Source organism: Clostridium sp. CTA-6, assembly GCF_054768115.1.
Genome location: NZ_BAAAAU010000002.1, coordinates 286417 through 312427, shown reverse-complemented (window position 1 = coordinate 312427; position 26011 = coordinate 286417). Strand labels below are relative to the sequence as shown.

Below are 26011 nucleotides of genomic sequence, written 5' to 3'. Positions count from 1 at the left end.
AAGTTTTATCTTTACGAGTTTATTTTATTCCTGAAGTTAATTTAACAATGCCTGCACCAAAACTTTTCATATCTTCTGGTATCCAAGTCTTTTCTTTTATAGTAAATTTAAAAGTTTGTTCTTTCATATCAGATGATGGTTTTACATTTTCATATGATTTTATAAGATTTTGTATATAGATACCTGTGGCTTTATTAATAGCTTCTTGTCTATCTGTAATATTCATTTTTTTAACTTGTTCAACAGCATCTGTTGCTGCTTTTTCATCAAGAGCAACTTCATTAATGTGAGTTGCTTTTACTTTAACTTGTGCAGATTTATCATCTTGAGAAACAACTTCTGTTTTTGCTGATAATTTCTTTAAAGCAGATACACGAGCTGCATATATTTTGTTTATTTGTTCATCATTAACTTTCAAACCTGCTGCTGTAAGATTAGTTTTTATTGTTGATATAGTTTGATCTTTTTGCATTTTTGAAATTTCTTCTGTTTGTTCTTTAGATATCTTAATTTTTGATAAAGACTCTTGATCTCCTTTAATATAAAAATCAAATAAAATTTTTGCTGTTTCATCAGCACCTACCTTTGGTTTAGAACTACATCCTATTACCATTACCGGAATAAATAATAAGATTAGCGATAAAATTAGACCTTTTTTTGCTTTTTTCATATTTTTCCCCCTAATATAATATATTTTTAAAATAAATATATTATATTTTGAGCTTTTTGTCAATTTTTTTTATATATCCCATGTATTATAAATTAATTCTAAATTTTAATAATATTAATTTTTTAATTGAATTGATATTTTTACAAAAAATTTTATACTAATTTTCATTAACTAAAAAAGAGGGCATCTCAAAATTAAATCTATTTTGAGACCCCCTCTTATTAAAATTAATTATTTTAATAAGATCCTATATAAAAATAAATTAGTTAAAATAAAAGGAAATAAAAACAATGAATAATTAATGTAGAAATTTTATTATTATAGGAGCTAAGAAAGAAGTAATAAGTCCCGCTATACCTATAGCTAAGCTACTCATAGCTCCTTCAGTTTCTCCCATTTCTATAGCTTTTGTGGTACCTATAGCATGGGATGATGTTCCAATAGAAATACCTATAGCTATATTGTTTTTAATTTTAAATATCTTACACACTATAGGAGCTATTACAGCTCCCATTATACCTGTTATTATAATAGCAGATACCGTAATGGCAGGTATACCACCTAAAACTTTAGACACTTCTATACCTATAGGTGTTGTTATAGATTTTGGCATCAATGAATAAGATAATTCACTGGTCAGACCAAATGCTTTAGAAATATAGAATATACTTATCATAGCAGTTATACAACCCACAGTTACCCCAAGTAATATAGGTATAGCATATTTTTTTATTACATTTATTTTTTTATATAATGGTACGGCAAGTGCTACAGTAGCAGGTCCTAAAAAGAAAGATATAAGATTGCCACCTTTATTAAAATTATCTAATTTAATATTAAAGGATATTAATATACATACTATTAAAGCTATACATATTAAAAGAGGATTAAATAAGGCTATTTTTGTTTTTCTGTATATGTAAAGTCCTATTTCAAAACCTATTATTGATAATAGTATTCCGAAAACAGGAGAATTTAAAAGATCTTGGACCATTATTGTGCCTCCTTACTCATTAGTTTTATATATAATTGAATAGTCCAACCTGTAACAACTATTATAATAATACTTGTTATTAAGCATACTCCTAAAAATGCTAACCATTTACCTTTTAGCATAGGCATACAGGATAAAATTCCTACTCCCGCTGGTACAAAGAAAAAAGCTAAATGATCAAGTAAGAATTTACTTATGTAGTTTATTTTAGTTAATTTTATTATACCTGAGGATAAGCATAGAAATAATAGTATCATCCCTATAACATTTCCTGGTATAGGCAACTTAAAGAAGTCATGTATAGCTTCACCTAGCAGGCAAATTAACAAAATTATTCCTAACTGTCTTAATAATCTCAAGGTAACACCTCTTTTCTAAATATTAAGTTTTTAACAACTAGTATTTATTTTATTACTTTTTTATTATAAATACCATAGTAAAATAAAAGTTGAAATTTTAAAACAAATTAGTATTGTGGCAATATATAATCAATAATATAAATTCCAAAAATGGATTGGGATTATAAAAATGGTTCCGCTCATAACATATAACTAACTATTGTTTGCAAAAATAATCCCCTTACTCTATAATAAAACAAGCTAAAAAATTTCATACACATATGAATGTAATTTATACTTGGGGGGGATGAATTTTATGCTAAATGTTAAAAATATGAGTGTCATGAACTTCGAAAATGCCTTGCGTGGGGCAAGAAATCCGATGAATAGTTGGGGAAAAAGTGATAGTTATTATGATTCTAAAGGCTTATTTGTTATTGGAGAAAATGATTTAACCCTTGCTAAGAAACTTTGCAAAGCAGGAAGTGACCATAGAAAATTTTTACGCCAAATATTCATTTCCGTTGATATAACTGCTCCATTATATTGGTGGAAGGAATTTGACACCTATAAGATAGGAACAGTTGCCAATTCAACAAGCACAATGCACAAAATTCATAGTCAAGAGTTCACTTTAGATCATTTTAGTTGTGACCAAATGACTGAAAAAACCAAGGAACAAATGATACTTCTAATAAAATATCTAGAAGATTTAAGAACCAAATATCTTGAAACAAAAGATAAGCAATATTGGTATGATATAATTCAATTATTGCCTTCAAGCTATAATCAGTTAAGAACCTGTACTTTTAATTATGAAACTATGATTAATATATATCATTCTAGAAAAAATCATAAATTACAAGAATGGCATACTTTCTGCCAATGGATTGAAACTTTACCATATGCAAAAGAATTAATCCTTTTGGATTAATAAAGTAGTCTTACTAAGTAAGTATAGGCCTAATTACTAAGGGGTAATGTAGCTGGCTGCTACATTACCCTTTAAACACTCTTATTAAGCACTTTTCTATTATGCTTTTTTTATTATATAAAACATCATTAACCATAAACTTTACCATCCTTCTTTATTAAATCCATAATAATTTGTCTTTCTTCATTTAATTTTACATAATCTTTAAAAGCTCTCATATCATACTGGATTCTTAGATTTTCATCTTGGCTATAAAGAATCTCTTTGGTACCCACTATTTATGCGTGAATTATATTCTATTTGCTAAGCTTTTCTTTATATCTAATAGATAGTTTCCTCTTATAATAAAGAAATATATTATTTGAATAATAAGGAAACTTCCCATTACAAAGAATGCTACTATATTAACATCCATTGCAAAGGTATTTTTTAATGCTGACAATGCAAATGATGAGTGTATTACTGCAACAATATAAGGAAATAAAAATAATACTCCGATTTCAATAGTTGATACTTTTTTTATTTCTCTAAAGGTTAACCCAATTTTATTTAACTGTTCATACTTTACTCTATCCTCTTTAACATCCATATAGTATTTGCTATATAAGAAACTTCCTGTAGTTACAAAGAAAATTATTCCTATGAATATAGCTAAGAACAGAACCACCCCATATCCAATTTTGTGGGATTCTAATATATCAGCTTTCATTAAAATAATATAATTTTCCTTATGATTATCTTCTCCAAATTTCTCCTTATAGCTTTTACAAATATTCAAAGTATCTTTATAATTCTTTACATTTAATGCAGAAAATAAAGATATCGAGCCATTAATCTTCTTATATATATCATCCTTTACAATATATACATCATCATATAATGCAGGTATTACCCTCTCTTTTAACTTTGTAACAACTTTTATATCCATATTATCTACTAAAATATTGTCTCTCTTATTAATCATTAATGGTGACCCTGCTATTGATTCATTACTTTTAATATGTATTCTTTCTTGTCCAAGTGATTCATTCAACATATTATAGGTACTTTCATTAATTATATTTATAGGTATAGTATCTTTCTTAGACACTATAGACTTAATTTGCCCTTGAACTTTTGTATAATTATAACCTTCTTTTTTTAGAGAACCTTCTATAAAATCTAATTTTTTATAATCTTTTTTATTAGATGCATAAAAAAATGCTTGTGGAAAATTTCTGTCAACTTCGGCCTCCTTATTTACCCAAAAAGCTGATACAGCTCCAATAGATGTAAATGCCATGGCAGAAGTTATGGTAACTAAAAAGAACATTCTTGTATTATCCTTTATCCTATATAAAAGAGTTGAAATCCATAATACCCTTGTTTTATTCATATAAAATTCTCTATTCTTTTTTAAAATCTTTATTACAAAAACGCTTAACTGTGAAAATAACAAATATGTTGCAATTATAACTGCTACTGTTACGGGTATAATTCTATAAACTATATTATTCATAGTTGATGTAATAGAAAAATAATATCCTCCAAGCAATAATACTACACACAATATTGCAATAATATTTGAAGTCTTTGGTTCACTCTTGGGTTTTTGAGTTCCCTTTAGTAAATTTAAAACTTCATCTTCCTTTATTATAAATGTAGTAAAAATAGAAATTAAAATTCCCATTAAAACAAAGGCTAAGAAAGTTATTGCCATTGCTTTAACTGGAAAATAGAACAGCAAAGCATTATAACCTAAAAGTTTTCCACTAAGTACTAAAAATATTTTTGAAAAAACCAATCCTAATGTAACTCCAGATATTCCAGACAATGAACTAATTAATACATTTTCAATTGCTATCATCTTTTTAATTTGTTTATCCGAAGCTCCTAGAATATATAGTATACCCAACTCTTTAAACCTACTTTTTATAAACACACTTACAGAATAAAATATAAAGAAGCATAAAAATAGATATGCAATTATTGTTGTTATGTTAAATGCCTTCTGTAAATACATTGGGAATATAGTTACATCTAAATTAGGATGTAATACAAGCATAGTAAATGAAAATAATAAAGCTGCTGATATAGTACTACTTAATAAATATGCAAAATATGCTCTAATATTTCTTACTACATTTCTGGTGGAAAACTCTCTAAAATTCATTAGTTACCACCTCCTAATAGAGCAAGAACATCTATTATTTCTTGATAAAATTGCTGCCTACTATCCCCCTTATAAATTTCATTGTAAATAGCTCCATCTTTTATAAAAAGTATTCTATTGGAATAACTAGCAGCTAGTGGATCATGGGTAACCATCATAGTAGTTACTTTCTCCTCTTTATTTATTTTTTCAAATAGTTCCATCACAGTTTTTGATGCTTTTGAATCTAGGTTACCAGTAGGCTCATCAGCTAAAAGTAGAGAGGGATCATGTATTAATGCTCTTGCAATAGCTGTTCTTTGTGCTTGGCCTCCTGATACTTCAAATGTTCTCTTTGCTAATAAATTCTCTATTCCAAGAATTTTTGATACTCTAGTTAACTTTTCATCCTGTTCTTTAATTGCTATACCATCTAAAGTCAATGGTAACACTATATTTTCTCCGATAGTTAATGTATCCAACAAGTTAAAATCTTGAAATACAAATCCTAATTCTCTTCTTCTGAACAAAGCTAAATCCTCCCCTTTAAGTGTTAAAGGGTTCTTATCCTTTATTGTTATTTGTCCTGAAGTTGGTTTATCAACTGTAGAAATCATATTTAAAAGCGTTGTTTTACCACTTCCTGAAGGGCCCATAATTCCTACAAATTCACCCTCATCTATATTAAAGCTTATATTATTTAAAGAGGTAAATATAATTTTTTTACCATATACTTTTTTTAAATTACTAACTCTTAAAATTTCCATTTTATTCACCATCCTATGCAGTTAATATTATAATTTTAGTAAATACTAATACAGCAAGTAAAAGACCTGCTAAAATTCTATATATTGCAAATATTTTCATAGGTTTCTTCTTTAAGTAACTTACAAACTTATTCATAACTATTATTGACACTATAAATGCTACAATAAAACCTAATATTAATGCACTCCATAAAGTTGGTGTCATTATAGAATAATCAAATTCAAATAAGTCCTTTATAGATGTTCCTATCATTGCTGGAATAGCTAAAAAGAATGAAAATTCTGCTGCTATTGGTGTTGATATTCCTGCAATCCAGCCGCCCATTATAGTAGATGCACTTCTTGACATTCCAGGCCATATAGATAAAATTTGTAATAAACCTACCTTTAAAGCTTGAATAAAAGTTATGCTATCTATATCCTGTACAGCATGTTCTTTTTTTCTAAACATATTTTCTATTATAAGAAGTAGAATACCGCCTACTATAAATCCTATAATTACTGCTTCTGGTCTAAATAATGCTTTTATCTTATGATATAATAATAGGCCTGTAATCCCAATAGGAATAGAACCTACTATAACATTAATTCCAAATTTAAATCCAGTCTTACCTTCCTTACCTTTAGTGAATATAAACTTAAAAAATTCTACTACACTTTCTTTAATCTTTTCCCAATAAAGAACTACTACTGCAAGTATTGCCCCAAGCTGAATTATAACCTCAAACATTTTAGCAAACTCCCCATTGAAATTAATTGCACTTCCCACTAATATCATATGACCTGTAGAAGATACAGGAATAAACTCTGTAAGCCCCTCTACAACTGCTATTATAATAGCTTTTAATATAAATATTATATCAATATCCATAACTACATCTCCTTTAAACTAATACTTATGTATCTAGTTTAAAAGATGCCATATAAAAATACTATCTCAAAACCTTACATAAGTATGACATGTATGTCACACTTATTAATTAATAAAAAAATAGAATAGTATAGCCTTAAACTATCTATCCTATTTCTATATTTAATATGATACCCTACTTTTTAAATACTATGGAAACAGTTGTTCCCTCTGAAACTTTAGATTCTATAAATATGTCATGATCTAGATTATCACAAATTCTTTTAACTATATGTAGTCCCATTCCAGTAGACTCTCCAAAATTACGTCCATTTTCCCCTGTAAAAAATGGCTCAAAAACTCTTTTAATATCCTTCTTCGGTATTCCTACCCCTTTATCAATTACACTTAACTTAACAGCATTTTCCTCATCATAAGCTCTTATAATCAATTCTTTCCCCTTATCTTTAGAATACTTTACTCCATTAACAATAAGCTGTTCTAATACAAATTTCATCCATTTGACATCGCTGTATACTTCTATAGAATCATCTATTTGAACTTTTGGTAATATCCTGTTTTTAATAAATATCTGCTTTTCTTCATTAACCTTACTCATAACTAAATTATATAAAGAAAATTTTTCTACTATAAAGTCTTTTTGAAAAGAATCAAGTCTAGCAAAATACATAGCCATATTTAATCCTCTATTTAATTTACTTATCTCCACCTTCATACTATCAAAAGGTTCTTCTCCCTCGTATTCTTGCATTTGTAGTTGAATTACTGATAGAGGTGTTTTCATCTGATGAACCCATTGATTTATGAATGTTAGATGATCATTATAAACCTTATTGTGTTTTATAATTTCAGCTTCATACAAATTATGCTCTTTCTTTAAAATATTAGAGATGCCTTCTCCTAAGACTGAATTTCCTAAATCTAAAAAAGATTCATCTAAATTTTTTAGACCCTTATCTAAAAATCTATATACTTCCTTATTCTTATAATATCTAAAAAATAAAAAACCTCCTAAAATAAATGTATTGAATAATAATATATATAAACACTCACCAATTTGTACAAATCCTAAAAGAGCTAAATATACCAATGTAATAAAAATACTTATAAAATATATAACTATATATCCTTTATTGTCTTTTATAAATAACTTCATTTTTTCTGCTCCCTACCAAGTTTTATTCAATCTATATCCTACCCCTCTTACGGTTTCTATTCCATCTTCTATTCCTAACTTATGAAGTCTTTTTCTTATCCTACTTACATTAACATTCAATGTATTCTCTTCTACAAACTCAATATCATCCCATATTTTCTCTAAGAGGAAATCTCTATTTACAACCTTAGGATATTTTTTCATAAGATATTCTAATAATATTCCTTCTTTTTTAGTTATAATTACGCTTTCATCTTTAAATTCTATTTCAGACCTCTCTTTATAAAATTTCAATCCTTGAAGTTCTACTATTTTTTCATCAATCTTTGGTGCATACTCTCCAAAGGCTCTTCTTATATGACTTTTTATCTTAGCCATAATAACATCACAATAAAAAGGTTTAATTATATAATCATCAGCTCCGTTTTCAAGTGCCATTACCTGATCCATTCCACTATCTCTAGCTGATATAAAAATTATAGGGATTTTTGATTTCTGTCTTATCTTTCTACACCAATAAAATCCATCATATTTGGGCAAATTCACATCTAATAATACTACATCAGGATTGAATTCATTAAAGTCTTCCATTATATTTTCAAAGTTTTCTGCTACCTTTACATGAAATCCATATTTAGTAATATAGTCTTTTAATAACAAGCTTATTGATAAATCATCTTCTATAATATATATTTTATAATTCATATTATTTTCTCCTTATTCATTATAAACAGAGTTCTTGGCTTCAGAGAGAGTTTTTACTCCCTCTGAAGCTTATTAACAGAATTCTTAGGAGTTTTACTCCTTAGAAGCCATTATCCTTTAGTGGAAATCGTTATCCAGGGACGTATCCGCTCTTTACTCCCACTTTGAAGAAAAGCAGAGAGTCCAAATCTTCGATTTGGTGCGAATCGCTTTCACAGAGTGCGATGGAAGTATTAGAGCAGGTAGTCATCGGATAAAATCATATTAATTATACCAATATTAATATATGTTTTCATTATATTTATGTAAATTTTTTCAATATTTAAATATAAAATTCATATTATTTTTTTCTTATTAATATCCTTTTGATTAAAACCATTTTGTTATAAATTTTAATTTTAAAAAATATAAATAGAACACTTTCCATATTTATTTATATATAAAAATTATTTTATTTAAAATATACAATAAACAATCTAACTACATTTGTAAATAAGATTATATGATTAACTATTGTCTAAAATAAAATAGATTTAATTTTAACACTACTAGGATAAAAAATACGTATAGTAGAACAATTTGCTACATATATTTTTTATCTTTGTTATATTAAAATTAAATCTATTTTGAAATATTATCTTATATAGTTACTACTAAGCACTATTTATAAAATTTAATAATAAATATAGTTTATTTTACAAATTCAATTAAGCCTTTTTCTAATTTAGCTATACGTGCTAGTGAGTATACATCATATCCTTTGTCTTCTAACATTTTTCGTCCTGGTTGGAATGATTTTTCAATAACAATTCCCATTCCTGCGACTTTAGCTCCTGCCTCTTGTACTAAGCGTGCAGCCCCTAATGCAGCTTCTCCGTTTGCTAAAAAATCATCTATAATTAATATATTATCTTCTTTTGTAATATACTTTTTGGATAATGTTAGTTCATAATCCAATCCCTTTGTAAATGAGTGTACAGTAGTTTGATAAACATCTCCATTTAAAATTTTTGATGCTTGTTTTTTTAATATTACCATTGGCAAATTCATTTGCATTGCAGTCATAACAGCTGGAGCAATTCCTGAACTTTCAATTGTAAATACCTTTGTGATTTTATGTTCTTTAAAATAATTTTTAAAATAAGTTCCTATTTCATACATTAAATCTGGATCTACTTGATGATTTAAAAAAGAATCCACCTTTAATACAGTTTCAGATAATGCATGACCCTCTTGTAAAATACGATTTTGTAATTTTTCCACTTATATCACCCCGTAAAATTCCTTATTCTTTTTCTTTTAATATTACATTTAATAATAAAGCTACAATTGTTCCAGTTGAAATTCCTGATGAAAAAATCATTTTTAAGGATTCTGGTAATTGAGCAATAAATTCTGGACGGAAGGTAACCCCTAATCCTAATCCAATAGATGTAGCAATTATTAACATATTTCTATTGTTTAACTTTACACTACTTAAAGTTTGAATTCCTGCTGCAGCAACTGTTCCAAACATAACAATTCCTACACCCCCAAGTACCGGCTGTGGCATTATATTGATTAGTGCAGCAAATTTAGGGAACAATCCCAAAATAACTAATAATATTCCAGCCATCATTGTTACATAACGACTAGCTACTTTTGTTAGAGGAATTAATCCAATATTTTGACTAAATGATGTATTGGGTAAGGCACCAAAAACCCCTGCTAACATACTTCCTACACCATCAGATAGAACTCCTGCTGTAATAGGTTTTTCATCTGCTTTAATTCCAGAAACTTCTGTAATGGCTTTAAGACATCCAACAGTTCCAATGATAGTAACAAAATATGCAGGAATAAAAGGTAATAAAACCTGTAAGTTAAAAGTTATACCATAGCCAAAAATTTTAGGTAATGATACCCAACTAGCTTGGCTTACTGATGAAAAATCAACCATTCCTAATGGAATACAAATTATATATCCAACAACCATACCTATTAAGATTGAAGCACTACTTACTAATCCCTTTCCATAATGATTTAGTAATAATGTAACTATCATTATAAATAAAGCAATAGAAATATTTTTTAAACTTCCATAATTAGCTGATCCAACACCACCTGCTGCCCAATCTATTGAAACTGGTAATAATGTTAACCCAATTAAACTCACAACTGTTCCTGTTACAATAGGTGGAAATAGTTTCATTAGTGGCTTAACAAAAAAACTTAAAATAATTACTATACCAGCACCTAAAATTGTTGCACCAAAAATTCCTGATAATCCAAACTTTCCACCAACAGCAATTGCCGGTGCAACAAATGTAAAATCAGTTCCCATAATACAGGCAACACGTGCTCCAATAGGACCTATTCCTCTTGACTGAATGAAAGTAGCCACTCCTGCCGCTAAAATTGCACTACTAATTAATGCTGTTGAAGTTTTAGCATCAAAGCCTAAGGCTGCTGAAATAACAATTGGAACAACAATTATTCCACCGAAAGCCGCAAAAATATGCTGCAATCCTAATAAAATTTGCATTAATATTTTTGGCTTATCATTAACCCCATACATTAACTGAATATCCGTCTCATTTTTTTTCATTTTACTACTCTCCTCCCTAACTTTATTAATGCTCTAAATATTTATTTATCATACAGCATCTTAAGGTACATAAATAAGAATCCACCTATATAGGAGATAATTTTGTAAAACAAAAAACACCTCAATCAAATTGAGGTGTTGAGTTCATAACAAATAGACATAAACTATATCTATTTACTAAATACACAATACCTCGTAGTCTGCTAATTTATGGTTAGCAGGTAGAAACTTTCGGACCATATTACCGATGATATACGAGCTTTTTATATGATATATGACATTATAACATATTTTTTACACTATTAATAATCAAATACAAAATTTAAATAAAAAAATTACTTCATTTTAAAGAAAATTATGCATTTTGTATTATAAAATGCATAAATTTAATAATATATCTATATTCTTGGAACTCCATTTAAAATATGTTATTATTATTAAAAGACTTTTTATTAATATAGAATGAATAAACTCAACTTTAAAAATCACAGGAGATTTGTATGGAAAAACTTACTTTTGTAATGGAAAATTATTTAGAAGCTATCTATGAGTTGTCAGAAGAAAGTAACGGAGTTAAAATGACTCGTATAGCCGAAAAGCTTGGAGTGACTAAAGCCAGTACTAATAGTGCTATGGTAACTTTAGCTGAAAAGGGACTTATAACTAATGAAAAGTATAAGAAAATATTTTTAACTCCTTTAGGTTTAAAAATAGCTAGATTTACATATAAAAAACATCACATTATTAAAGATTTCCTTATAAAAACTCTAAATATAGATAGTTCTATTGCAGATGAAGACGCATGTGCTATAGAACATGTTATTAGTTCCGATTCTGTTTATGCTATGCAAAAATTTCTTTCCGAACATGAGAATAAATAAAAAAATTAACGACTCAAAATTGCTTTTAGATTTTAAGTCGTTAATTTTTTACCTTTAAGATACCTGACTTTTATAGAGCATAGCATAAGTTCCTCCAGAACGAATTAGCTCATCATGGGTTCCCATTTCTTTAATGCCTGCTCCTTCTAGAACTACAATTTTATCTGCATTATAAATAGTTGATAATCTATGAGCAATTACTATAGTTGTTCGATCCTTTGAAATTTCATCTAATGCAGCTTGAATTTCTTTCTCTGTCTTTGTATCCAGAGCTGATGTGGCTTCATCTAAAATTAGGATGGGTGAATTTCTAAGAATTGCTCTAGCTATGGAAATTCTCTGTTTTTGTCCTCCAGAAAGACGTACTCCACGCTCACCTATTATGGTATCATAACCATCTTCTAAATTCTCAATGAAATTATGAGCATTGGCTGCTTTTGAGGCTGCAACAACCTGATCCTTAGTAGCTTCTTTCCAGCCATAAACAATATTTTCATAAATTGTTCCGTTAAATAAAAAGGTGTCCTGCAAAACCATGCTTATATTATCCCTAAGACTTTTTAAGGTTACATCTTTAATATCTATTCCATCCATTAAAATGCTTCCATTCTGTGGATCATAAAAGCGATTTAAAAGACTAGCTATTGTGGTTTTGCCAACTCCAGTTCCTCCAACAAAAGCTACAGTTTCTCCTGCATTTACTTTTAAATTTATATTTTTTAAAATCTTTATCTCATCATTGTAGGAGAAAGAAATTCCCTTAAACTCAACTTCTCCTTTAACCCTAGGTAATTTATTTGCATTAACTTTCTCTTTGACATCTGGAACTTCATCCATAACCTCAAAGACACGCTTGCATCCTGCAACTGCATTACCTGCCATTTCCATAAGCCTTGAAAAACTCTTTATAGGTCCATAAAACATACCAAGGTACATAGAAAATCCTACAATATCTCCAATATTAATTTCTCCTCTTGAAACCATAAATCCACCAAATATTATAACTATAACAGAACCTAGAGCCGTGAAAAATGCAAGAAGGGGAAAAGTGGTTTCAAAAAAGAAGCTTGCCTTTAAATATGCCTTACTATGTTTTATAGAAAGGTTCTTAATCTTTTTCTCTTCTCTTTCCTGTTGATTGAATATCTGTATTTCCTTAATTCCAGAGAAATTATCTTGAACAGTACCAGAAAGTTCTCCTCTAATCATAGAATTCTGCTTCCATATGGGGGAAAGATGCTTACTTTGCCAAAGAGTAATCATAATAATAAAAGGAATAGTAACAAGACTTATAAAAGCTAACTTTACATTAATAGAAAATAATAATATCCCTACACCTACGAAAGTCAATATATTAACAACAAAATCAGGAATTACGTGAGCCAAAAGAATCTCTACCTCCATAACATCATTAATAACTCTGCTAGTTAAATCTCCTGTACGACTTTTATTAAAATACTTAAGCCCCATATGTTGAAGCTTAGAGTAAAGTTCTGTTCTCATATCTGCAACATAATGCAAAGCTGCATGATGGTTTAAATATCCTGAAATAGCACTTCCAGCTGATTGAAGTATCGTTGCAACTAATAGCATTAATCCAATTCGTAAAGATTGCTGTCCAAAATTAGCACTTCCTTCAGTTGCTATACTTGTAAGCTCTCTTAAGGCCCAGGGATTATAAAATCCTGCTATAGTAGAAATAATAACAGCTATTAATGCTAATATTAAATAAATCCAATATCTTCTGGCTCCTATAAAAATACGTAAGGTGGTTCTCATATACCTACTGCCTCCCTTTCCTTCAATTGCACATCCTCATTTTCATCTATAATATCATAAGTAATACATACTGGACGATTACTCTTAGGCTCAATAACAATATCAGCATTAATATTGAAGGTTTTCCTGAGAGCCTCTGGAGTCATAACTTCCTCAGGAGTTCCATATTTTATGATAGCTCCTTTTTTAATAGCAATAATATAGTCAGAGAATCTTGCAGCAAGATTTAAATCATGAAGTACCATAACAATAGTACACTTTTGATTACGGTTAAGCTCATATAAAAGCTTTAAAACCTCTAATTGGTGAGCAAGATCAAGATAAGTAGTAGGTTCATCTAATAAAATCAAATCAGTTTGCTGTGCTAAAGCCATAGCAATCCAAACTCTCTGTCTTTGCCCTCCTGATAAAGTATCAACTTCTCTTCTCTCAAATTCACTTAGCTTAGTTGCATCTAAAGCCCACTTAACAATTCTTTTATCTTCCTTTGTAAGATTTCCAAAACCTTTTTGATGAGGGAACCGTCCATATGCAACTAACTCACTTACAGTGAGTCCACTTGGTGCAGTAGGATTTTGAGGAAGTATAGCCATCTTTTTAGCTATTTCTTTTGTAGACAATTTACTTATATCTTGTCCACTTAAATGTACTACACCCGTCTTAGGCTTTAATATACGTCCAACAGCTTTCAAGATAGTTGATTTACCACAGCCATTTGCTCCTATAATAGAAGTTATCTTTCCCTTTGGTATCTGCATATTTAATTCTTTTACAATGACAGTATCCTCATAAGCTATATCTAAATTTTTAGTTTCAATACTTTTCATACAAACCTCCTTAATTTGACTTTACTAATAGGTATAAGAAGTAGGGTGTACTTAATACAGTGATAACAATTCCTGTAGGAATATCACTTCCAAAACTTATGGTTCTAGTAATAGTGTCTGATAATAGAATAATTATTGAGCCTACTAAAGATGCTGTAGGAATTAATAGTTTATGATTTGACCCTACAAACTTTCTTGCCATATGTGGAGAAATCATTCCTACAAAAAAGAAGTTTCCACCTAAAGCTACACTACCTGATGATAGAGCAACAGCTGCTACAGTTAACCCTATAAATTGACGCTTTACTGCTACTCCTAATCCTGTTGCAGTTTGATTCCCAAGATTTAAGGTATTTAAAATACGAGATTTATAAAATACATATAAAAATAGAATCAACACCCAAGGTGCAAGAATAGAAATATATGTCCAATTGTCTCCCCAAAGACTTCCTGCACTCCATCTTTGAACAAAATCCATCTGTTTTTCATCTAGCTTTAAAGTAAGCATCATAGTAACAGCACTATATCCACTTCCAACGGCTACCCCTGTCAAAATTAATCCTGTAGGTGATATACTTTTTCCTCTTCTATAGGAAAGTAAAAATATCAATACAGCTGCTGTCATTCCACCTACAAAGGCCAGAAGTGGGAGCGCAATAGCTGAAGATACACTGTCTACCTTAAAAATAACTATAAACAACAATACAAATAACCCTGATCCAGAACTTATTCCCAAAGTTCCAGGACTAGCCATGTCATTGCGAAGTAAACTCTGCATTACACAGCCAGCTGTTCCCATACCAATGCCTACAAGCATGGTCAATACAATACGAGGAAGACGAAAATTATATACTATAAGATTTTGTTTATCTGTACCTCTTCCAATAAGAACATTAAAAACCTCCGAAGGAGAGAGATTCATTTTACCTGAGTTCACACTTATTACTGCCACAACTAATAGAATAATGGTAAGTAGCAAAATAATAGTTAGACCACGTGAAACTGAATAGCCCTTTTTCTTCATTCAAATTCCCTCCTTTGTATCCTTGTAAGATAAAGAAAATACGGAACACCTATTAAAGCAAAAATAATTCCAATTGGAGTTTCATAGGGCTTATTAATAAGCCTTCCAATTAAATCTGCTGCTACAGTAATCAAGGCTCCATATAATCCTGAAGCTGGAATAATGTATCTATAATCTACCCCTATAAGGTAGCGGACAATATGAGGTACTATTAATCCTACAAATCCAACAGGTCCAACAACAATTACAGAAAGCCCTGTAAGTATTAAAACTACTACAGTAGATATCCCTTTAACCTTCTTAGTATTAAGTCCAAGTCCTATAGCTGCATCATCTCCAAGATTTAAAACCGTAATTGAAGGGGATATAACAAGAGCTACAATAATACCTACAATGAAGAATGGGAAAACTATAGCAAGTTCACTCCATTTAGCACCTGCCGTTCCTCCAGCAGTCCAATAAGCTAATGCATGTCCGAGTCTATATTTAATAGAAAGATATTGGCTAAAAGCACCAAATAGCATTGATATAGAAATACCTGCTAAAACAAGTCTCTGTGGTTTCATGCTTCCTCTACCAATAGATGCAATAAAATAAGTCATACCTGTAGTAACGGCTGCACCAATGCAGGCAAAAAGCATCATCTGTCCGTAACTTCCACCAGGTAAAAATGCCATACAAAAAGCCATAGCAAAAGTAGCACCGCTACTTATACCCATAAGTCCAGAATCAGCAAGAGGATTTCTTGTAGTTCCCTGCATTATAGCACCACATATCGCAAGGCTTGACCCAACAATTATATTAGCTGCTATACGAGGAAGTCTTAGAGTTTGAATAATCTGATGTTCAGTTAAAGAAGAGTCAAAATTAAAAATGGCTCCCCAAGCTGTAGTCAAATTCATATCAGCAGCACCAAAAGAAATTGACGCCGCTGATACAATTGCTAGCAAAACCACTCCTACAATCATATAGATTGTAAAATTCAAAGCTCCTAATTGTCGCTTTTTATTATAGGTCTTTTGCATATTTATTTTCCTTTCTTATATTAGAATTATTTAACTAATGAATTTATTGCATTACTCATATAGTCAAGTTGTTCAGTAAGACTTGTAATATCAGAATAATAGAAAAGACCTGAATACTTCCCTGGTATTTCTACAACTCTGCCTGCTGCAACTGCAGGAATGCTTTTCCAAATATCTGTTTTTGAATATTTAGATTCTTTACCTTCTTGTTGGAACCATAATATATAATCTCCAAAATACTCATGGGCCACTTCATAACTTATAGATCCACGACCTTTTTTGGATTTTTCTATAAGTTCTTTAAGTTTGTCTGGATATTTAAGCCCAAGATAGTTATATACTAAAGTACCACCTCTAGAGCCTGTTTCATAATATATACCACTAAATTCTCCAGTAGGACCCCAATCTTCCATAATGCTGAAAGTTTTTCCTACAAATTTATCACTTTTAAGAGTTTTTTTCACAGCATCAAGTTTTTTTTCAAATTTGTTAACAGCTTCTTTTGCTTCAGTAGTACGTCCTGTAGCTTCTCCAATGAACTTTATTCTATCAATGGAATTTTTAGATTCTGGAATAACAAGAACTGGAGCTACTTTACTGAATTTATCAAAATCTGCCTCATCATATGTGATGATAAGATCTGGCTTTAAATTCATAACCTCTTCTGGTTCCCATTTTTCTATTTTTTTTGTAGCTTTAAGTTTATCATAAAAAGGCATAGTCTCTTGTTCCCAAGCATTGTATCCAACTAAATTTAACCCTAAAGTAATAACTTCTCCAACGTACCAATTAGCAACAACACGCTTAGGATTAGCTGGAACTTCAATATCCCCTTTTACAGTAGTTATAGTGCGAACAGTTGCTTCTTCTTTCTTTTCATTTTTAGATGAAGAGCAACCAGCAAAAATCACAGTAGTCATAAATATTGCACAAAATAATGACAATAATTTTTTCATTTTATATCTCTCCCTTATAAATATCTTATATTAATCTGATAACGTCTGCGCTATATACAAATGTAAGACTAGTCTAACTTTTAAAATCGTAGCATTTATAAATTCTGCTGTCAACGGCTTAATAGGCTCCTTTTCCGAAGTCATTTCCTATTAAAATGATAGCAGTTTGTTGTCTTGTAAGAGCTAACTGAAAACGCTTCTCTTCATTATGGATTGCAATTAAAATAAAATGGATTGTAATTTCATTGAAAACCCTTCTCAAATAATGCTATAATTTTCTTACTTTAAATCAAAGAAAAAAGAGGTGTAAAAGTTTTATGGTTAAATATAGTGATTCTTCTTGGAGTGCTTTAGCAGACAAATATAATCTTGTTAAAAGACCTTATGGTAAAGGACAGATTTATGATTTCCCTCCTCATTGGTCAAATGGATGGATTGCAGAAGTAAACCCTGCTAAAGGATTATTTGTTTCAAGTGCTTGGCTTACTCCAAGTGAGCAAATAGTACATACAATAAATTCTAGTAATCCCTTTATGATGCTTTTTTGTATTGACTGCGGAGAAATAGTCTATTCACAGCAAGGAAAAAAGAAGCAAGCTTTATTCCCTATCACTCATCTAATTATTAATCCACAAAAACAATTTACCTTTACTTTCTTTAAAGACGTGCATTATTGTTTTACCAGTATTTTAATTTTTGATGACTTTATAAAACCTTTTCTCAAAGACCGTACCAATACACCTAGAATCAGTGTGGAGGATGCAAAACTTTGGAAAACACAGCATTACAACACGCCGGATATAATGCTTATTTTCGAACAAATTAGATGGGCTGTACGAAATACAGACATGCCTTTGCTTGCCTTTGAGGGTATGACTTTGCATTTATTATCTTCAATCACTAGAAATTTCCCTGATATACCTAAAAGAAGAAGCAACCGTCGTCACTATGTTACTTGGGAAAACGAACAAAAGATTTATAAAGTTAAAAATAAGATTGACGAAGATATTTTAAATCTTCCGGATATAATTGAACTATGCAGAATAGCTGGAATGAGCGAAAGTAAACTTCGTCAATCTTTTAAAAACCATTATGGAATTCCTCTTTACAGATATATTAGAATAGAAACCATGAAAAGAGCCATGCAGCTCTTATCTGCTGACCATCTAAGTATTTGTAACATATCTGAACTATGTGGCTACAAAAATCCAGCCAAATTTGCTGCTGCCTTTAAAAGTATCCATGGAATTACTCCTAGTGATTTTAGAAAATCTTTTAATTTATAGAGATTTAGATGCTTATATGCTTATAGTATACAAGTATCTAAATCCAACAGGCTGTTGATAAGCATATTTTATCAACAGCTATTCCCACTCCTCCAAATTTACTTTTTGGTAGTTTTAAGAATTGCATTAACTAAATAATCAAGTTGTTTATCCATAGAATATAAATCCTTATAAAAGAACAAATTCCAATCTGTTTTTATAACTCTATCTTCTTTTACTGCCGGTAAACTTCTCCATAAATTATTATCTTTTAAATTATCTCCTCCGTAATTCCAAACTGCTTGTATTATATAGTCTCCAGAATACTCTGGAAAAGCTTCAAGAGAAACATCCTTGTATTGCTCCCCATTTATTATTTCTTTTTTTATCACATCAGGAGCTTTTAGTCCAAGATAGTCGTAAAGTATCTCTCCTCCTCTTCCCCAGTTATTCCCAAACACTGTTATTTGCTTTGTATCTTGTTCTATAAGAGTGAATGTTTTATCCATCACTCCTGCCGCTTCTAACTTTTTTTTACTAGTTTCTACTTTGTTTTTAAAATTATTAATTACTTTCTTTGCTTCTTCTTGTTTTCCAACAGCTTCAGCTATAAGAGTTAATCTTTCTTCTGAAGATATTTTTGTAAACGGAATAAACACTGTTGGAACAATTTTGTTAAATTTTTTGTACTGCTCTTCAGTTGTTACAATTATTAAATCTGGGTTAAGAGCCATTATTTCCTCTGGTTCCCATTTCTCTACGATTTTAACACCTTTAAGCTCATCTTTAAGGGCACTATCACCTTCCATATGAGATGTTGCTAAAGGTTTTACACCTAATGAAAGTAAATCCCCTTGAAAATAATTTATAACAATTCTTTTTGGATTTGCAGGTACTTCAACTTTTCCCATAGCTGTAGATACAGTTCTAGTTTTATGTTCCTTATTTGACTTTTCCTCACTATTAGTACTAGTACTTTTAGAGCATCCTACAGCCAGTGCAGAAAACATAAGAATTAAACAAGTGATAAAAGTTATTTTTAATTTTTTTATACCCATTTTGTTCCTCCTATTTTTATAAGTGTTTTTAAATTTATATAATTAATAAAAATTTAATTAATTAGCTATAGCTGATTTTAGAGTTATTATATCAACACTCTTTTTCACATGTCAATAATAATCATTTTCATTTAGTGAAGGTTATAATTATCTTTTATATAGAATAAATACATCTATTCCAATGTATATAATAAAATTTACTTAAAAATTTTATGTTCATATAAGTATATAATTATACCGTTTTGGAGTATTTTTATATTGTCCCAAAAGATAATATATGCTACCATTTATGATATATTATTTTTAATTCACCGCTTTTAGTAGGAATATATAAAGTATTAATAACATTGCTATTTACACAAATAAATGTATATAAAAAATAAATTGCTATTAAGTAAAGAAAGGATTTAAATCCATGAAAATAGATAAAACTACCAGAATAATTAAAGAATTTGCTTTACAACTTAATTGCAAAAAATATGATTATGGAAATGGAAGTATTTATCGTTTACCTGAGGAAAATGGAGACAGTTGGTTTGTAGAGGTTGAACCTGCTGATGGACTACTTCTTAGTGATGCTTACTTTTCATTACTGAAGCCAGTAACCTATGCTTATAATATTCCAGAGAATCATATCTTAATATGCTCCTTATATAGTGGTAATATTACTATTGTTGAGAATGGTAAAAAATCAAAGCGTTTGTATCAAGGTATACATTTCTTTGTTAATAGCGGGAAAAAAATCAAAATAATTATTAATACGGATGAACCTATATGGTATACTTTTGCTTTAGTATTTGAAGACTTTATCTTAAAATATATAAAAGATTTTTTATCTCAAGCTTCATATATCTTATCAAAAGATATTTTATTAAAGCCAAATTATTTTAATACACCAGAATTACTTATGATCTTTGAACAATTAAAATATACAATTAGAAGTTGTGATCTTCCACATATGTATTATATAGGTAAAATATACGAAATTTTCGCCATTATTATACGGAATTTAGAAAATGAAAAGTATTTAAATATACCTCGTCATAATCATTTGAGTTACCAAAACAAACAATTTATGTGGCTCTTAAAGACAGAAATAGATAAAAATATATTAAATCCCCCTACAATTGAAGAAATGAAAAATATAGCTGAAATGAGTGAATCTAAACTTAGGCGATGCTTCAAAGCAACTTATGGAAAAACAATTTATGAATATATTAGATATAAAAAGATGGAACAAGCAATTAGATTTCTATCCCATGATGAAATGAGTATTCATAATATTTCTACCACCTTAGGTTATAAAAGTGCAAGTAAATTTTCAGCAGCATTTAAAAAAGTTTATGGTATTACCCCTAGTGCATTTAGAAAATCCTTTAATCTGTAATTATGATTGAAAGCTAAAGCCTTATTGTCAGTTCCTAACTCTCACTATTAAGATAATCTCAGACTTTCACTAATAAGCTAAGTTATTGCCAATACTAAGTTCACTAAAAGTAGGAGTGCTCACATAACACTCCTATCTATATAATTATATTGAATTTGCCATTACTTTTTTATACATAAATCCACCTAAAGCATTGGATAAGAACCATCCGATTACAATGGACCAGCATATTCCTGTAAATCCCATTGATGTTCTTGCTAATCCGTATGCCAAGGCTACTCTTATTCCTTGAGATACAACAGTTAAAATAATTGATATATTAACTTCTCCCATACCACGGAAAAATCCATAAAACATAACGATACAACCAAGTAATATGTAAAAAATACATACAATCCGAAGATAACCTACCCCAACCTGAATAATATCTATGGATTCTTTTTTAACAAAAATTGATATTAAATTAGGTGCGAAAATAAAGACAACTATTGATATTATAAAAGAAATTAAGGCAATAACTTTTAAAATGGCATAAAACCCTTGGCGAATCCTTTCTATATTTCCTGCTCCCTTATTTTGTGCCACATAAGTGGAAAATGCATTACTTAAATCCTGTAAAGGACGATTAGCAAACTCATCAATCTTTGAACAAGCCGCAAAGGCAGCCATCACGGTAGTTCCAAATGTATTAATTAATCCTTGAATCATTAACATTCCAAAGCTTGATAGAGATTGCTGCACTGCTGTCAAAACAGAGTAGCTTAAAATCGTTTTAAAAAGTTTTCTACTAAATACAATATCTTTTCTTTTAAAATCAAGGAATTTCATATGTTTTACAGTATAGAATGCACACCATAATGCGGATACTCCTTGTGCTATAAATGTAGCTAATCCTACACCTGAAACTCCCATGTTAAACACTAAGACAAAAATTAAATCTAAAATAGTATTTAAAATACAAGAAACAATCAAAAAATATAGTGGAGATTTTGAATCTCCAACGGAACGTAGCAAATAAGCACATATATTATAAAGTCCTGTGAATATAAGCCCTGTTAAGATATACCTTAAATATTCAGCAGAATATGTTACAGTATCTTTGGGCATCTGAAATAATTCTATTATTTCATAGAGAAATACATTCGTTATAAGACTTAACAGAATGCTTATAGATATTATGAAAAAAAATGAAGTAGATATAGCTTTTTTCATTTCATCATATTGTTTTGCACCATAAAGTTGTGAAAAAAATGCAGATGCTCCCATAGCTAGTCCAATTAAAATAGATGTCATAAAACTCATAATGAGAAAACAGGAACCTACAGCTGCAAAGGCTTCATTTCCTACAAATCGCCCTACAACAATGGAATCTACTACATTGTATATTTGTTGAAATAAATTTCCAATAAACATAGGAATAAAGAACCTTACAATGATTCCCATTGGTTTTCCTTTTGTCATATCGGTTTCCATGATAAAACCTCCTTTTTTTGAAATATGTACTCTTTAATATTTAGGCATTTTATATGCAATAGCCATTTCTCCCGTTATAGGATTGGTATATATCTCACAGTCAATTTCATATACTGATTTTATAAGCTCTTTAGTCAAAATCTCATTTGGCTTTCCATAGGTTACTATTTCTCCATTCTTTACTACATACAAAATATCACAGTATGTAGCTGCCATTGATAAGTCATGTAATGCTGCCAATACTCCTATTTTTAATGACTTTACAATAGAAAAAATTTGGAGTTGATATTTAATGTCTAAGTGATTTGTTGGTTCGTCTAGAATTAAAAACTTTGGCTCCTGTGCTATAGCTCTAGCTAATATGACCCTTTGTTTTTCTCCACCTGAAAGAGTTAAGTAGCTTCTATCAGAATATGTAGTTAAATCCACCTTTTTCAAAGCATTATGCACAATTTCATAATCCTCTTTATTATCAGGCTCCATTAAATTCTTATGAGGTGTTCGCCCCATCATAACCATATCGTAAACAGAAAAATCAAAACTCAAATCATTAAACTGTCCAACAACCCCCATCTGTTTTGAAACTGACTTAGCCTTTGATTTTAAAACATCCTTCTCTCCTAAAAAAACAGATCCTTTTTCAGGTTTGATTACCTTGTATATGCTTTTTAACAAGGTTGATTTTCCACATCCATTTGGTACAATAATTCCAACAAATTTTCCATTATCAACCTGTAGGGAAATATCCTTTACAATTTTTCTGCCCGATAAAGTAACAAATATATTGTCTACTTTTAAATTCAATTTATTTACCTCCAAATCCATAACTTCTCTTTACTAGCATGTACATAAACACAGGTGCTCCAAGAAGAGATGTAATAATACCGATTGGCAGTTCTCCATTTGGAATAATTGTCCTAGCAAAAATATCTGCCCAAATTAAAAATATCGCGCTAAATAAAATACTTGTTGGTAAAAGTTTTTTATTATCCGAGCCAACAATACTTCTAACAATATGAGGAACAATTAAGCCAACAAATCCTATAATCCCACAAGTTGCTACTATAACACCTGTTACTGCAACTGAAATCACCATATAAAGCTTTCTATAAAAATTAAGATTTATTCCCAAAGTAACTGCCGTCTCTTCTCCCATCATCATAGTATTCATTACTCTTGCCTGAGATAAAAATAACACCACAGCTAACATTACAATGGTAGTAATAATAGGAAGCTTTCCCCACTGTGCAGAGGTTAGACTTCCCATAGTCCAAAATGTTACAGAACGTATTCCTTCTGCATCCTTAGCAAAATAAACAATAAAACTTGAAATTGCATTGCATAAAGCATTAATAACAGTTCCAGCGAGTACTAATTTTACAGAGGACATTTTTCCACCAATACTGGCAAGCCCCATAACTAAAGCACCAGCACCAAATGCGCCAATAAATGCCCAAAAAGCAACTCCAAGTTCACTTAAAGTACCTGCAACACCAAATCCGATCATAATTGAAAATGTTGCTCCTAATGAAGCACCAGAAGAAATTCCTAATATATAAGGATCAGCTAAAGGATTTTGTACAGAAGCCTGCATAACTACACCACATAATGTAAGCCCAATTCCTGCAATCATAGCCAATAACACTCTAGGAAAACGAATTTGCCAAATAATCTCCTCAAACATTCCATTCATAAATTGATCTAAATTACCAGTTTGTAATCCAGTTAATTTATAGATTAATATTCTATAAGATTGGCTGAATGGAATAGATACTTGTCCTATTGATACTGAAATTATGATAGATAATATAAGGATAGTAACTAACCCAATAATTATTGCAGTAAACAGAGAACGTTTTTTAGAAGTACATCCATAATTCCCTGTATTGTATTCTACTACTCCTACTTTTCCTGTTTGTAACATAACTAATTCCCTCCAAATAGTTCAGGATGAATGAATTTTGCAACATCTTCATACAAATCTGAAAGTTCAAGGCTTCCACGTATTGCATTGGTGTAATCTACAACCATCACATTGCCTGTCTTTATTGCAGTAACATTTTGCAGTCTTTTATTAGAAAGTATTTTATTTTTTATCTTTTCCCTATCAGAACCTTGGAACTCAGTTATAATTATTTTTTCTGGATTTGCAGCAATAATTGACTCAATTGACATTTCCATATATGAATCCTTTGATAATTCTATATATTTTCCACCTGCACCTTCAATTACTTCATCAATGATGCACCCTGATGGCGGATAATAATCATAATTTTCACGTCCAGCACTTGTCACAAGTAATACATTTGGGGTAGTTTTTGCTTTTTTAGCTACTTCTTTAACTTTATCCATTCTATCCTTTTGTTCTTTTAAATACTTATTTGTCTCGTTTTCAATGTTAAAAGCTAATCCAAAATTCTTAATGTCCTTAAAATATTCATCAATGCTTCGCCCTATTGTAAAGTTTACCGCTGGAAGAACTGGAATACCTCTATCATTCCAAAAGGAAATGTCACCTACTCTATCTTCTTTAAAGGCTGAAGACATAGAATAAATAATATCAGGCTTCAAAGCAATTATTGCTTCTTTAGAAGGCCATGATTTTGCAATAATGGGCATTTTAGATATTTCATCATCATATTTTGAAAAAGATTTATCAAGATATCCTACCCCAACAACTTTATCTTGTAATCCAAATTTAATCATTAATTCGGCCATAGATTGTCCCATTATCACCACTCTCTTAGGCTCTTTTTCTATGGTTTGTACTATCTCTTTTCCTTCATCCGTATAAACTTTAATATTGACAGGATAATTATTTTTACTTTTAGATCTATTTTGTTTTTGTCCTTGTATACCTATAGTTTTGACTTTTCCATTCTGTCCTTTTGTAGATTGAGAGCAACCTACTAGCCCTAAGATAAAAATAACTCCTATAAATAATGTTACACACTTTTTTAACATTTTTTACCTCCTTATGTATTCTAGTACCTACAAAAATTTTATTTCTTCTTAAGAACTATAATACAAAAAAATTCATATTATCTATATTGATGTAGTCACTGTTTATATTGAGAAAAAAACTTTAAAAATAAGGACAATATCTGTTATCTTTAGATGTGATAATATGTTGTAAAATATATGAGTAGATAACTAAATTTCTCCAATAAAATAAGCCACAGG

The 26011-nt window shown here is 29.9% G+C and carries 25 protein-coding genes and 1 riboswitch; of the genes, 4 read left to right on the top strand and 21 right to left on the bottom strand.

The window, feature by feature from the left end; translation table 11 throughout:
• Positions 1-19 precede the first annotated feature (19 nt).
• The 3 genes from ACYUDJ_RS04745 to ACYUDJ_RS04735 form a co-directional block, all read right to left on the bottom strand.
• Positions 20-670 (bottom strand): DUF5105 domain-containing protein, encoded by a 651-nt coding sequence (locus ACYUDJ_RS04745; RefSeq protein ID WP_003487541.1) that lies wholly within the window; start codon positions 668-670, stop codon positions 20-22.
• A 298-nt stretch (positions 671-968) separates the two neighbouring features.
• Positions 969-1664, bottom strand: a complete 696-nt coding sequence (locus tag ACYUDJ_RS04740; protein WP_003487544.1) for an LrgB family protein — start codon at positions 1662-1664, stop codon at positions 969-971.
• The gene (locus tag ACYUDJ_RS04735; RefSeq protein ID WP_043031076.1) at positions 1664-2023 is read right to left on the bottom strand and encodes a CidA/LrgA family protein; all 360 of its coding nucleotides are present in this window, start codon (positions 2021-2023) and stop codon (positions 1664-1666) included. Before ACYUDJ_RS04735 ends, ACYUDJ_RS04740 begins: the two co-directional genes overlap by 1 nt.
• Before the next feature lie 295 nt (positions 2024-2318).
• Here ACYUDJ_RS04735 and ACYUDJ_RS04730 point away from each other — a divergent pair, with 295 nt between their 5' ends.
• Positions 2319-2936 (top strand): hypothetical protein, encoded by a 618-nt coding sequence (locus tag ACYUDJ_RS04730; protein ID WP_043031074.1) that lies wholly within the window; start codon positions 2319-2321, stop codon positions 2934-2936.
• A gap of 128 nt (positions 2937-3064) precedes the next feature.
• Here ACYUDJ_RS04730 and ACYUDJ_RS04725 read toward each other — a convergent pair whose 3' ends face one another.
• From ACYUDJ_RS04725 to ACYUDJ_RS04690, 8 genes are all read right to left on the bottom strand, one after another.
• Entirely contained in the window at positions 3065-3211 is a 147-nt protein-coding gene (locus tag ACYUDJ_RS04725; RefSeq protein ID WP_003487550.1) for a hypothetical protein, read from the bottom strand.
• Between the two features lie 14 nt (positions 3212-3225).
• A complete protein-coding gene (locus tag ACYUDJ_RS04720) occupies positions 3226-5088 on the bottom strand; it encodes an ABC transporter permease (protein WP_043031073.1) in 1863 nt (620 codons plus the stop codon).
• On the bottom strand, positions 5088-5834 hold the full coding sequence (locus ACYUDJ_RS04715) for an ABC transporter ATP-binding protein (protein ID WP_042385823.1): 747 nt from the start codon (positions 5832-5834) through the stop codon (positions 5088-5090). The genes ACYUDJ_RS04720 and ACYUDJ_RS04715 overlap by 1 nt, the downstream gene beginning before the upstream one ends.
• A gap of 13 nt (positions 5835-5847) precedes the next feature.
• Complete coding sequence (locus ACYUDJ_RS04710; RefSeq protein ID WP_003487556.1) at positions 5848-6705, bottom strand: undecaprenyl-diphosphate phosphatase; 858 nt, start codon at positions 6703-6705, stop codon at positions 5848-5850.
• Between the two features lie 175 nt (positions 6706-6880).
• Positions 6881-7861, bottom strand: a complete 981-nt coding sequence (locus ACYUDJ_RS04705; protein WP_003487559.1) for a sensor histidine kinase — start codon at positions 7859-7861, stop codon at positions 6881-6883.
• 12 nt (positions 7862-7873) lie between these two features.
• On the bottom strand, positions 7874-8566 hold the full coding sequence (locus ACYUDJ_RS04700) for a response regulator transcription factor (protein ID WP_043031071.1): 693 nt from the start codon (positions 8564-8566) through the stop codon (positions 7874-7876).
• A gap of 690 nt (positions 8567-9256) precedes the next feature.
• Positions 9257-9829 carry a xanthine phosphoribosyltransferase gene (locus ACYUDJ_RS04695; protein ID WP_043031069.1) on the bottom strand — a complete coding sequence of 191 codons (573 nt, stop codon included), beginning with the start codon at positions 9827-9829 and terminating at the stop codon, positions 9257-9259.
• A 22-nt stretch (positions 9830-9851) separates the two neighbouring features.
• Complete coding sequence (locus ACYUDJ_RS04690; protein WP_012341889.1) at positions 9852-11153, bottom strand: nucleobase:cation symporter-2 family protein; 1302 nt, start codon at positions 11151-11153, stop codon at positions 9852-9854.
• A gap of 176 nt (positions 11154-11329) precedes the next feature.
• Positions 11330-11431: riboswitch (purine riboswitch) on the bottom strand.
• A 222-nt stretch (positions 11432-11653) separates the two neighbouring features.
• Between ACYUDJ_RS04690 and ACYUDJ_RS04685 the strand changes: the two genes are divergently transcribed.
• Positions 11654-12034, top strand: a complete 381-nt coding sequence (locus tag ACYUDJ_RS04685; RefSeq protein ID WP_003362768.1) for a metal-dependent transcriptional regulator — start codon at positions 11654-11656, stop codon at positions 12032-12034.
• A gap of 54 nt (positions 12035-12088) precedes the next feature.
• Here the strand turns inward: ACYUDJ_RS04685 and ACYUDJ_RS04680 are convergent, their stop codons facing one another.
• The 5 genes from ACYUDJ_RS04680 to ACYUDJ_RS04660 are packed head-to-tail and all read right to left on the bottom strand — an operon-like array spanning position 12089 to position 17645.
• Positions 12089-13813, bottom strand: coding sequence for an ABC transporter ATP-binding protein (locus ACYUDJ_RS04680; RefSeq protein WP_043031064.1), 1725 nt, complete (start codon positions 13811-13813; stop codon positions 12089-12091).
• On the bottom strand, positions 13810-14640 hold the full coding sequence (locus tag ACYUDJ_RS04675) for an ABC transporter ATP-binding protein (protein ID WP_043031063.1): 831 nt from the start codon (positions 14638-14640) through the stop codon (positions 13810-13812). Before ACYUDJ_RS04675 ends, ACYUDJ_RS04680 begins: the two co-directional genes overlap by 4 nt.
• Positions 14641-14650: 10 nt before the next feature.
• Positions 14651-15664 (bottom strand): FecCD family ABC transporter permease, encoded by a 1014-nt coding sequence (locus tag ACYUDJ_RS04670; protein WP_043031062.1) that lies wholly within the window; start codon positions 15662-15664, stop codon positions 14651-14653.
• Complete coding sequence (locus tag ACYUDJ_RS04665; protein WP_043031061.1) at positions 15661-16689, bottom strand: FecCD family ABC transporter permease; 1029 nt, start codon at positions 16687-16689, stop codon at positions 15661-15663. The genes ACYUDJ_RS04670 and ACYUDJ_RS04665 overlap by 4 nt, the downstream gene beginning before the upstream one ends.
• 26 nt (positions 16690-16715) lie before the next feature.
• Complete coding sequence (locus ACYUDJ_RS04660; RefSeq protein WP_043031059.1) at positions 16716-17645, bottom strand: ABC transporter substrate-binding protein; 930 nt, start codon at positions 17643-17645, stop codon at positions 16716-16718.
• A 317-nt stretch (positions 17646-17962) separates the two neighbouring features.
• Here ACYUDJ_RS04660 and ACYUDJ_RS04655 point away from each other — a divergent pair, with 317 nt between their 5' ends.
• The gene (locus ACYUDJ_RS04655) at positions 17963-18931 is read left to right on the top strand and encodes a helix-turn-helix domain-containing protein (RefSeq protein ID WP_043031057.1); all 969 of its coding nucleotides are present in this window, start codon (positions 17963-17965) and stop codon (positions 18929-18931) included.
• Positions 18932-19029: 98 nt separating this feature from the next.
• Here ACYUDJ_RS04655 and ACYUDJ_RS04650 read toward each other — a convergent pair whose 3' ends face one another.
• Positions 19030-19968: an ABC transporter substrate-binding protein gene (locus tag ACYUDJ_RS04650; RefSeq protein ID WP_043031054.1), complete on the bottom strand. Its 939-nt coding sequence runs from the start codon at positions 19966-19968 to the stop codon at positions 19030-19032.
• Positions 19969-20383: 415 nt separating this feature from the next.
• Here ACYUDJ_RS04650 and ACYUDJ_RS04645 point away from each other — a divergent pair, with 415 nt between their 5' ends.
• The gene (locus ACYUDJ_RS04645; protein WP_043031052.1) at positions 20384-21355 is read left to right on the top strand and encodes a helix-turn-helix transcriptional regulator; all 972 of its coding nucleotides are present in this window, start codon (positions 20384-20386) and stop codon (positions 21353-21355) included.
• A 144-nt stretch (positions 21356-21499) separates the two neighbouring features.
• Here the strand turns inward: ACYUDJ_RS04645 and ACYUDJ_RS04640 are convergent, their stop codons facing one another.
• Genes ACYUDJ_RS04640 through ACYUDJ_RS04625 form a run of 4 tightly spaced genes read right to left on the bottom strand, consistent with a single transcriptional unit; the run spans position 21500 to position 25792 of the window.
• Entirely contained in the window at positions 21500-22828 is a 1329-nt protein-coding gene (locus tag ACYUDJ_RS04640; RefSeq protein WP_043031049.1) for an MATE family efflux transporter, read from the bottom strand.
• A gap of 33 nt (positions 22829-22861) precedes the next feature.
• Positions 22862-23632: an ABC transporter ATP-binding protein gene (locus ACYUDJ_RS04635; protein ID WP_460289529.1), complete on the bottom strand. Its 771-nt coding sequence runs from the start codon at positions 23630-23632 to the stop codon at positions 22862-22864.
• A gap of 1 nt (position 23633) precedes the next feature.
• Positions 23634-24752 carry a FecCD family ABC transporter permease gene (locus ACYUDJ_RS04630; protein ID WP_043031047.1) on the bottom strand — a complete coding sequence of 373 codons (1119 nt, stop codon included), beginning with the start codon at positions 24750-24752 and terminating at the stop codon, positions 23634-23636.
• A gap of 2 nt (positions 24753-24754) precedes the next feature.
• Positions 24755-25792 carry an ABC transporter substrate-binding protein gene (locus ACYUDJ_RS04625; protein WP_043031046.1) on the bottom strand — a complete coding sequence of 346 codons (1038 nt, stop codon included), beginning with the start codon at positions 25790-25792 and terminating at the stop codon, positions 24755-24757.
• Positions 25793-26011 lie beyond the last annotated feature (219 nt).

Excerpts from the sequence above, each read along its gene's own strand:
- ACYUDJ_RS04715 (WP_042385823.1), bottom strand. The coding sequence starts at position 5,834 with ATGGAAATTTTAAGAGTTAGTAATTTAAAAAAAGTATATGGTAAAAAA.
- ACYUDJ_RS04720 (WP_043031073.1), bottom strand. The coding sequence starts at position 5,088 with ATGAATTTTAGAGAGTTTTCCACCAGAAATGTAGTAAGAAATATTAGA.
- ACYUDJ_RS04650 (WP_043031054.1), bottom strand. The coding sequence starts at position 19,968 with ATGGGTATAAAAAAATTAAAAATAACTTTTATCACTTGTTTAATTCTT.
- ACYUDJ_RS04700 (WP_043031071.1), bottom strand. The coding sequence starts at position 8,566 with ATGAATTATAAAATATATATTATAGAAGATGATTTATCAATAAGCTTG.
- ACYUDJ_RS04740 (WP_003487544.1), bottom strand. The coding sequence starts at position 1,664 with ATGGTCCAAGATCTTTTAAATTCTCCTGTTTTCGGAATACTATTATCA.
- ACYUDJ_RS04745 (WP_003487541.1), bottom strand. The coding sequence starts at position 670 with ATGAAAAAAGCAAAAAAAGGTCTAATTTTATCGCTAATCTTATTATTT.
- ACYUDJ_RS04710 (WP_003487556.1), bottom strand. The coding sequence starts at position 6,705 with ATGGATATTGATATAATATTTATATTAAAAGCTATTATAATAGCAGTT.
- ACYUDJ_RS04630 (WP_043031047.1), bottom strand. The coding sequence starts at position 24,752 with ATGTTACAAACAGGAAAAGTAGGAGTAGTAGAATACAATACAGGGAAT.
- ACYUDJ_RS04705 (WP_003487559.1), bottom strand. The coding sequence starts at position 7,861 with ATGAAGTTATTTATAAAAGACAATAAAGGATATATAGTTATATATTTT.
- ACYUDJ_RS04625 (WP_043031046.1), bottom strand. The coding sequence starts at position 25,792 with ATGTTAAAAAAGTGTGTAACATTATTTATAGGAGTTATTTTTATCTTA.
- ACYUDJ_RS04690 (WP_012341889.1), bottom strand. The coding sequence starts at position 11,153 with ATGAAAAAAAATGAGACGGATATTCAGTTAATGTATGGGGTTAATGAT.
- ACYUDJ_RS04665 (WP_043031061.1), bottom strand. The coding sequence starts at position 16,689 with ATGCAAAAGACCTATAATAAAAAGCGACAATTAGGAGCTTTGAATTTT.
- ACYUDJ_RS04680 (WP_043031064.1), bottom strand. The coding sequence starts at position 13,813 with ATGAGAACCACCTTACGTATTTTTATAGGAGCCAGAAGATATTGGATT.
- ACYUDJ_RS04685 (WP_003362768.1), top strand. The coding sequence starts at position 11,654 with ATGGAAAAACTTACTTTTGTAATGGAAAATTATTTAGAAGCTATCTAT.
- ACYUDJ_RS04640 (WP_043031049.1), bottom strand. The coding sequence starts at position 22,828 with ATGGAAACCGATATGACAAAAGGAAAACCAATGGGAATCATTGTAAGG.
- ACYUDJ_RS04645 (WP_043031052.1), top strand. The coding sequence starts at position 20,384 with ATGAAAATAGATAAAACTACCAGAATAATTAAAGAATTTGCTTTACAA.
- ACYUDJ_RS04660 (WP_043031059.1), bottom strand. The coding sequence starts at position 17,645 with ATGAAAAAATTATTGTCATTATTTTGTGCAATATTTATGACTACTGTG.
- ACYUDJ_RS04675 (WP_043031063.1), bottom strand. The coding sequence starts at position 14,640 with ATGAAAAGTATTGAAACTAAAAATTTAGATATAGCTTATGAGGATACT.
- ACYUDJ_RS04670 (WP_043031062.1), bottom strand. The coding sequence starts at position 15,664 with ATGAAGAAAAAGGGCTATTCAGTTTCACGTGGTCTAACTATTATTTTG.
- ACYUDJ_RS04730 (WP_043031074.1), top strand. The coding sequence starts at position 2,319 with ATGCTAAATGTTAAAAATATGAGTGTCATGAACTTCGAAAATGCCTTG.
- ACYUDJ_RS04655 (WP_043031057.1), top strand. The coding sequence starts at position 17,963 with ATGGTTAAATATAGTGATTCTTCTTGGAGTGCTTTAGCAGACAAATAT.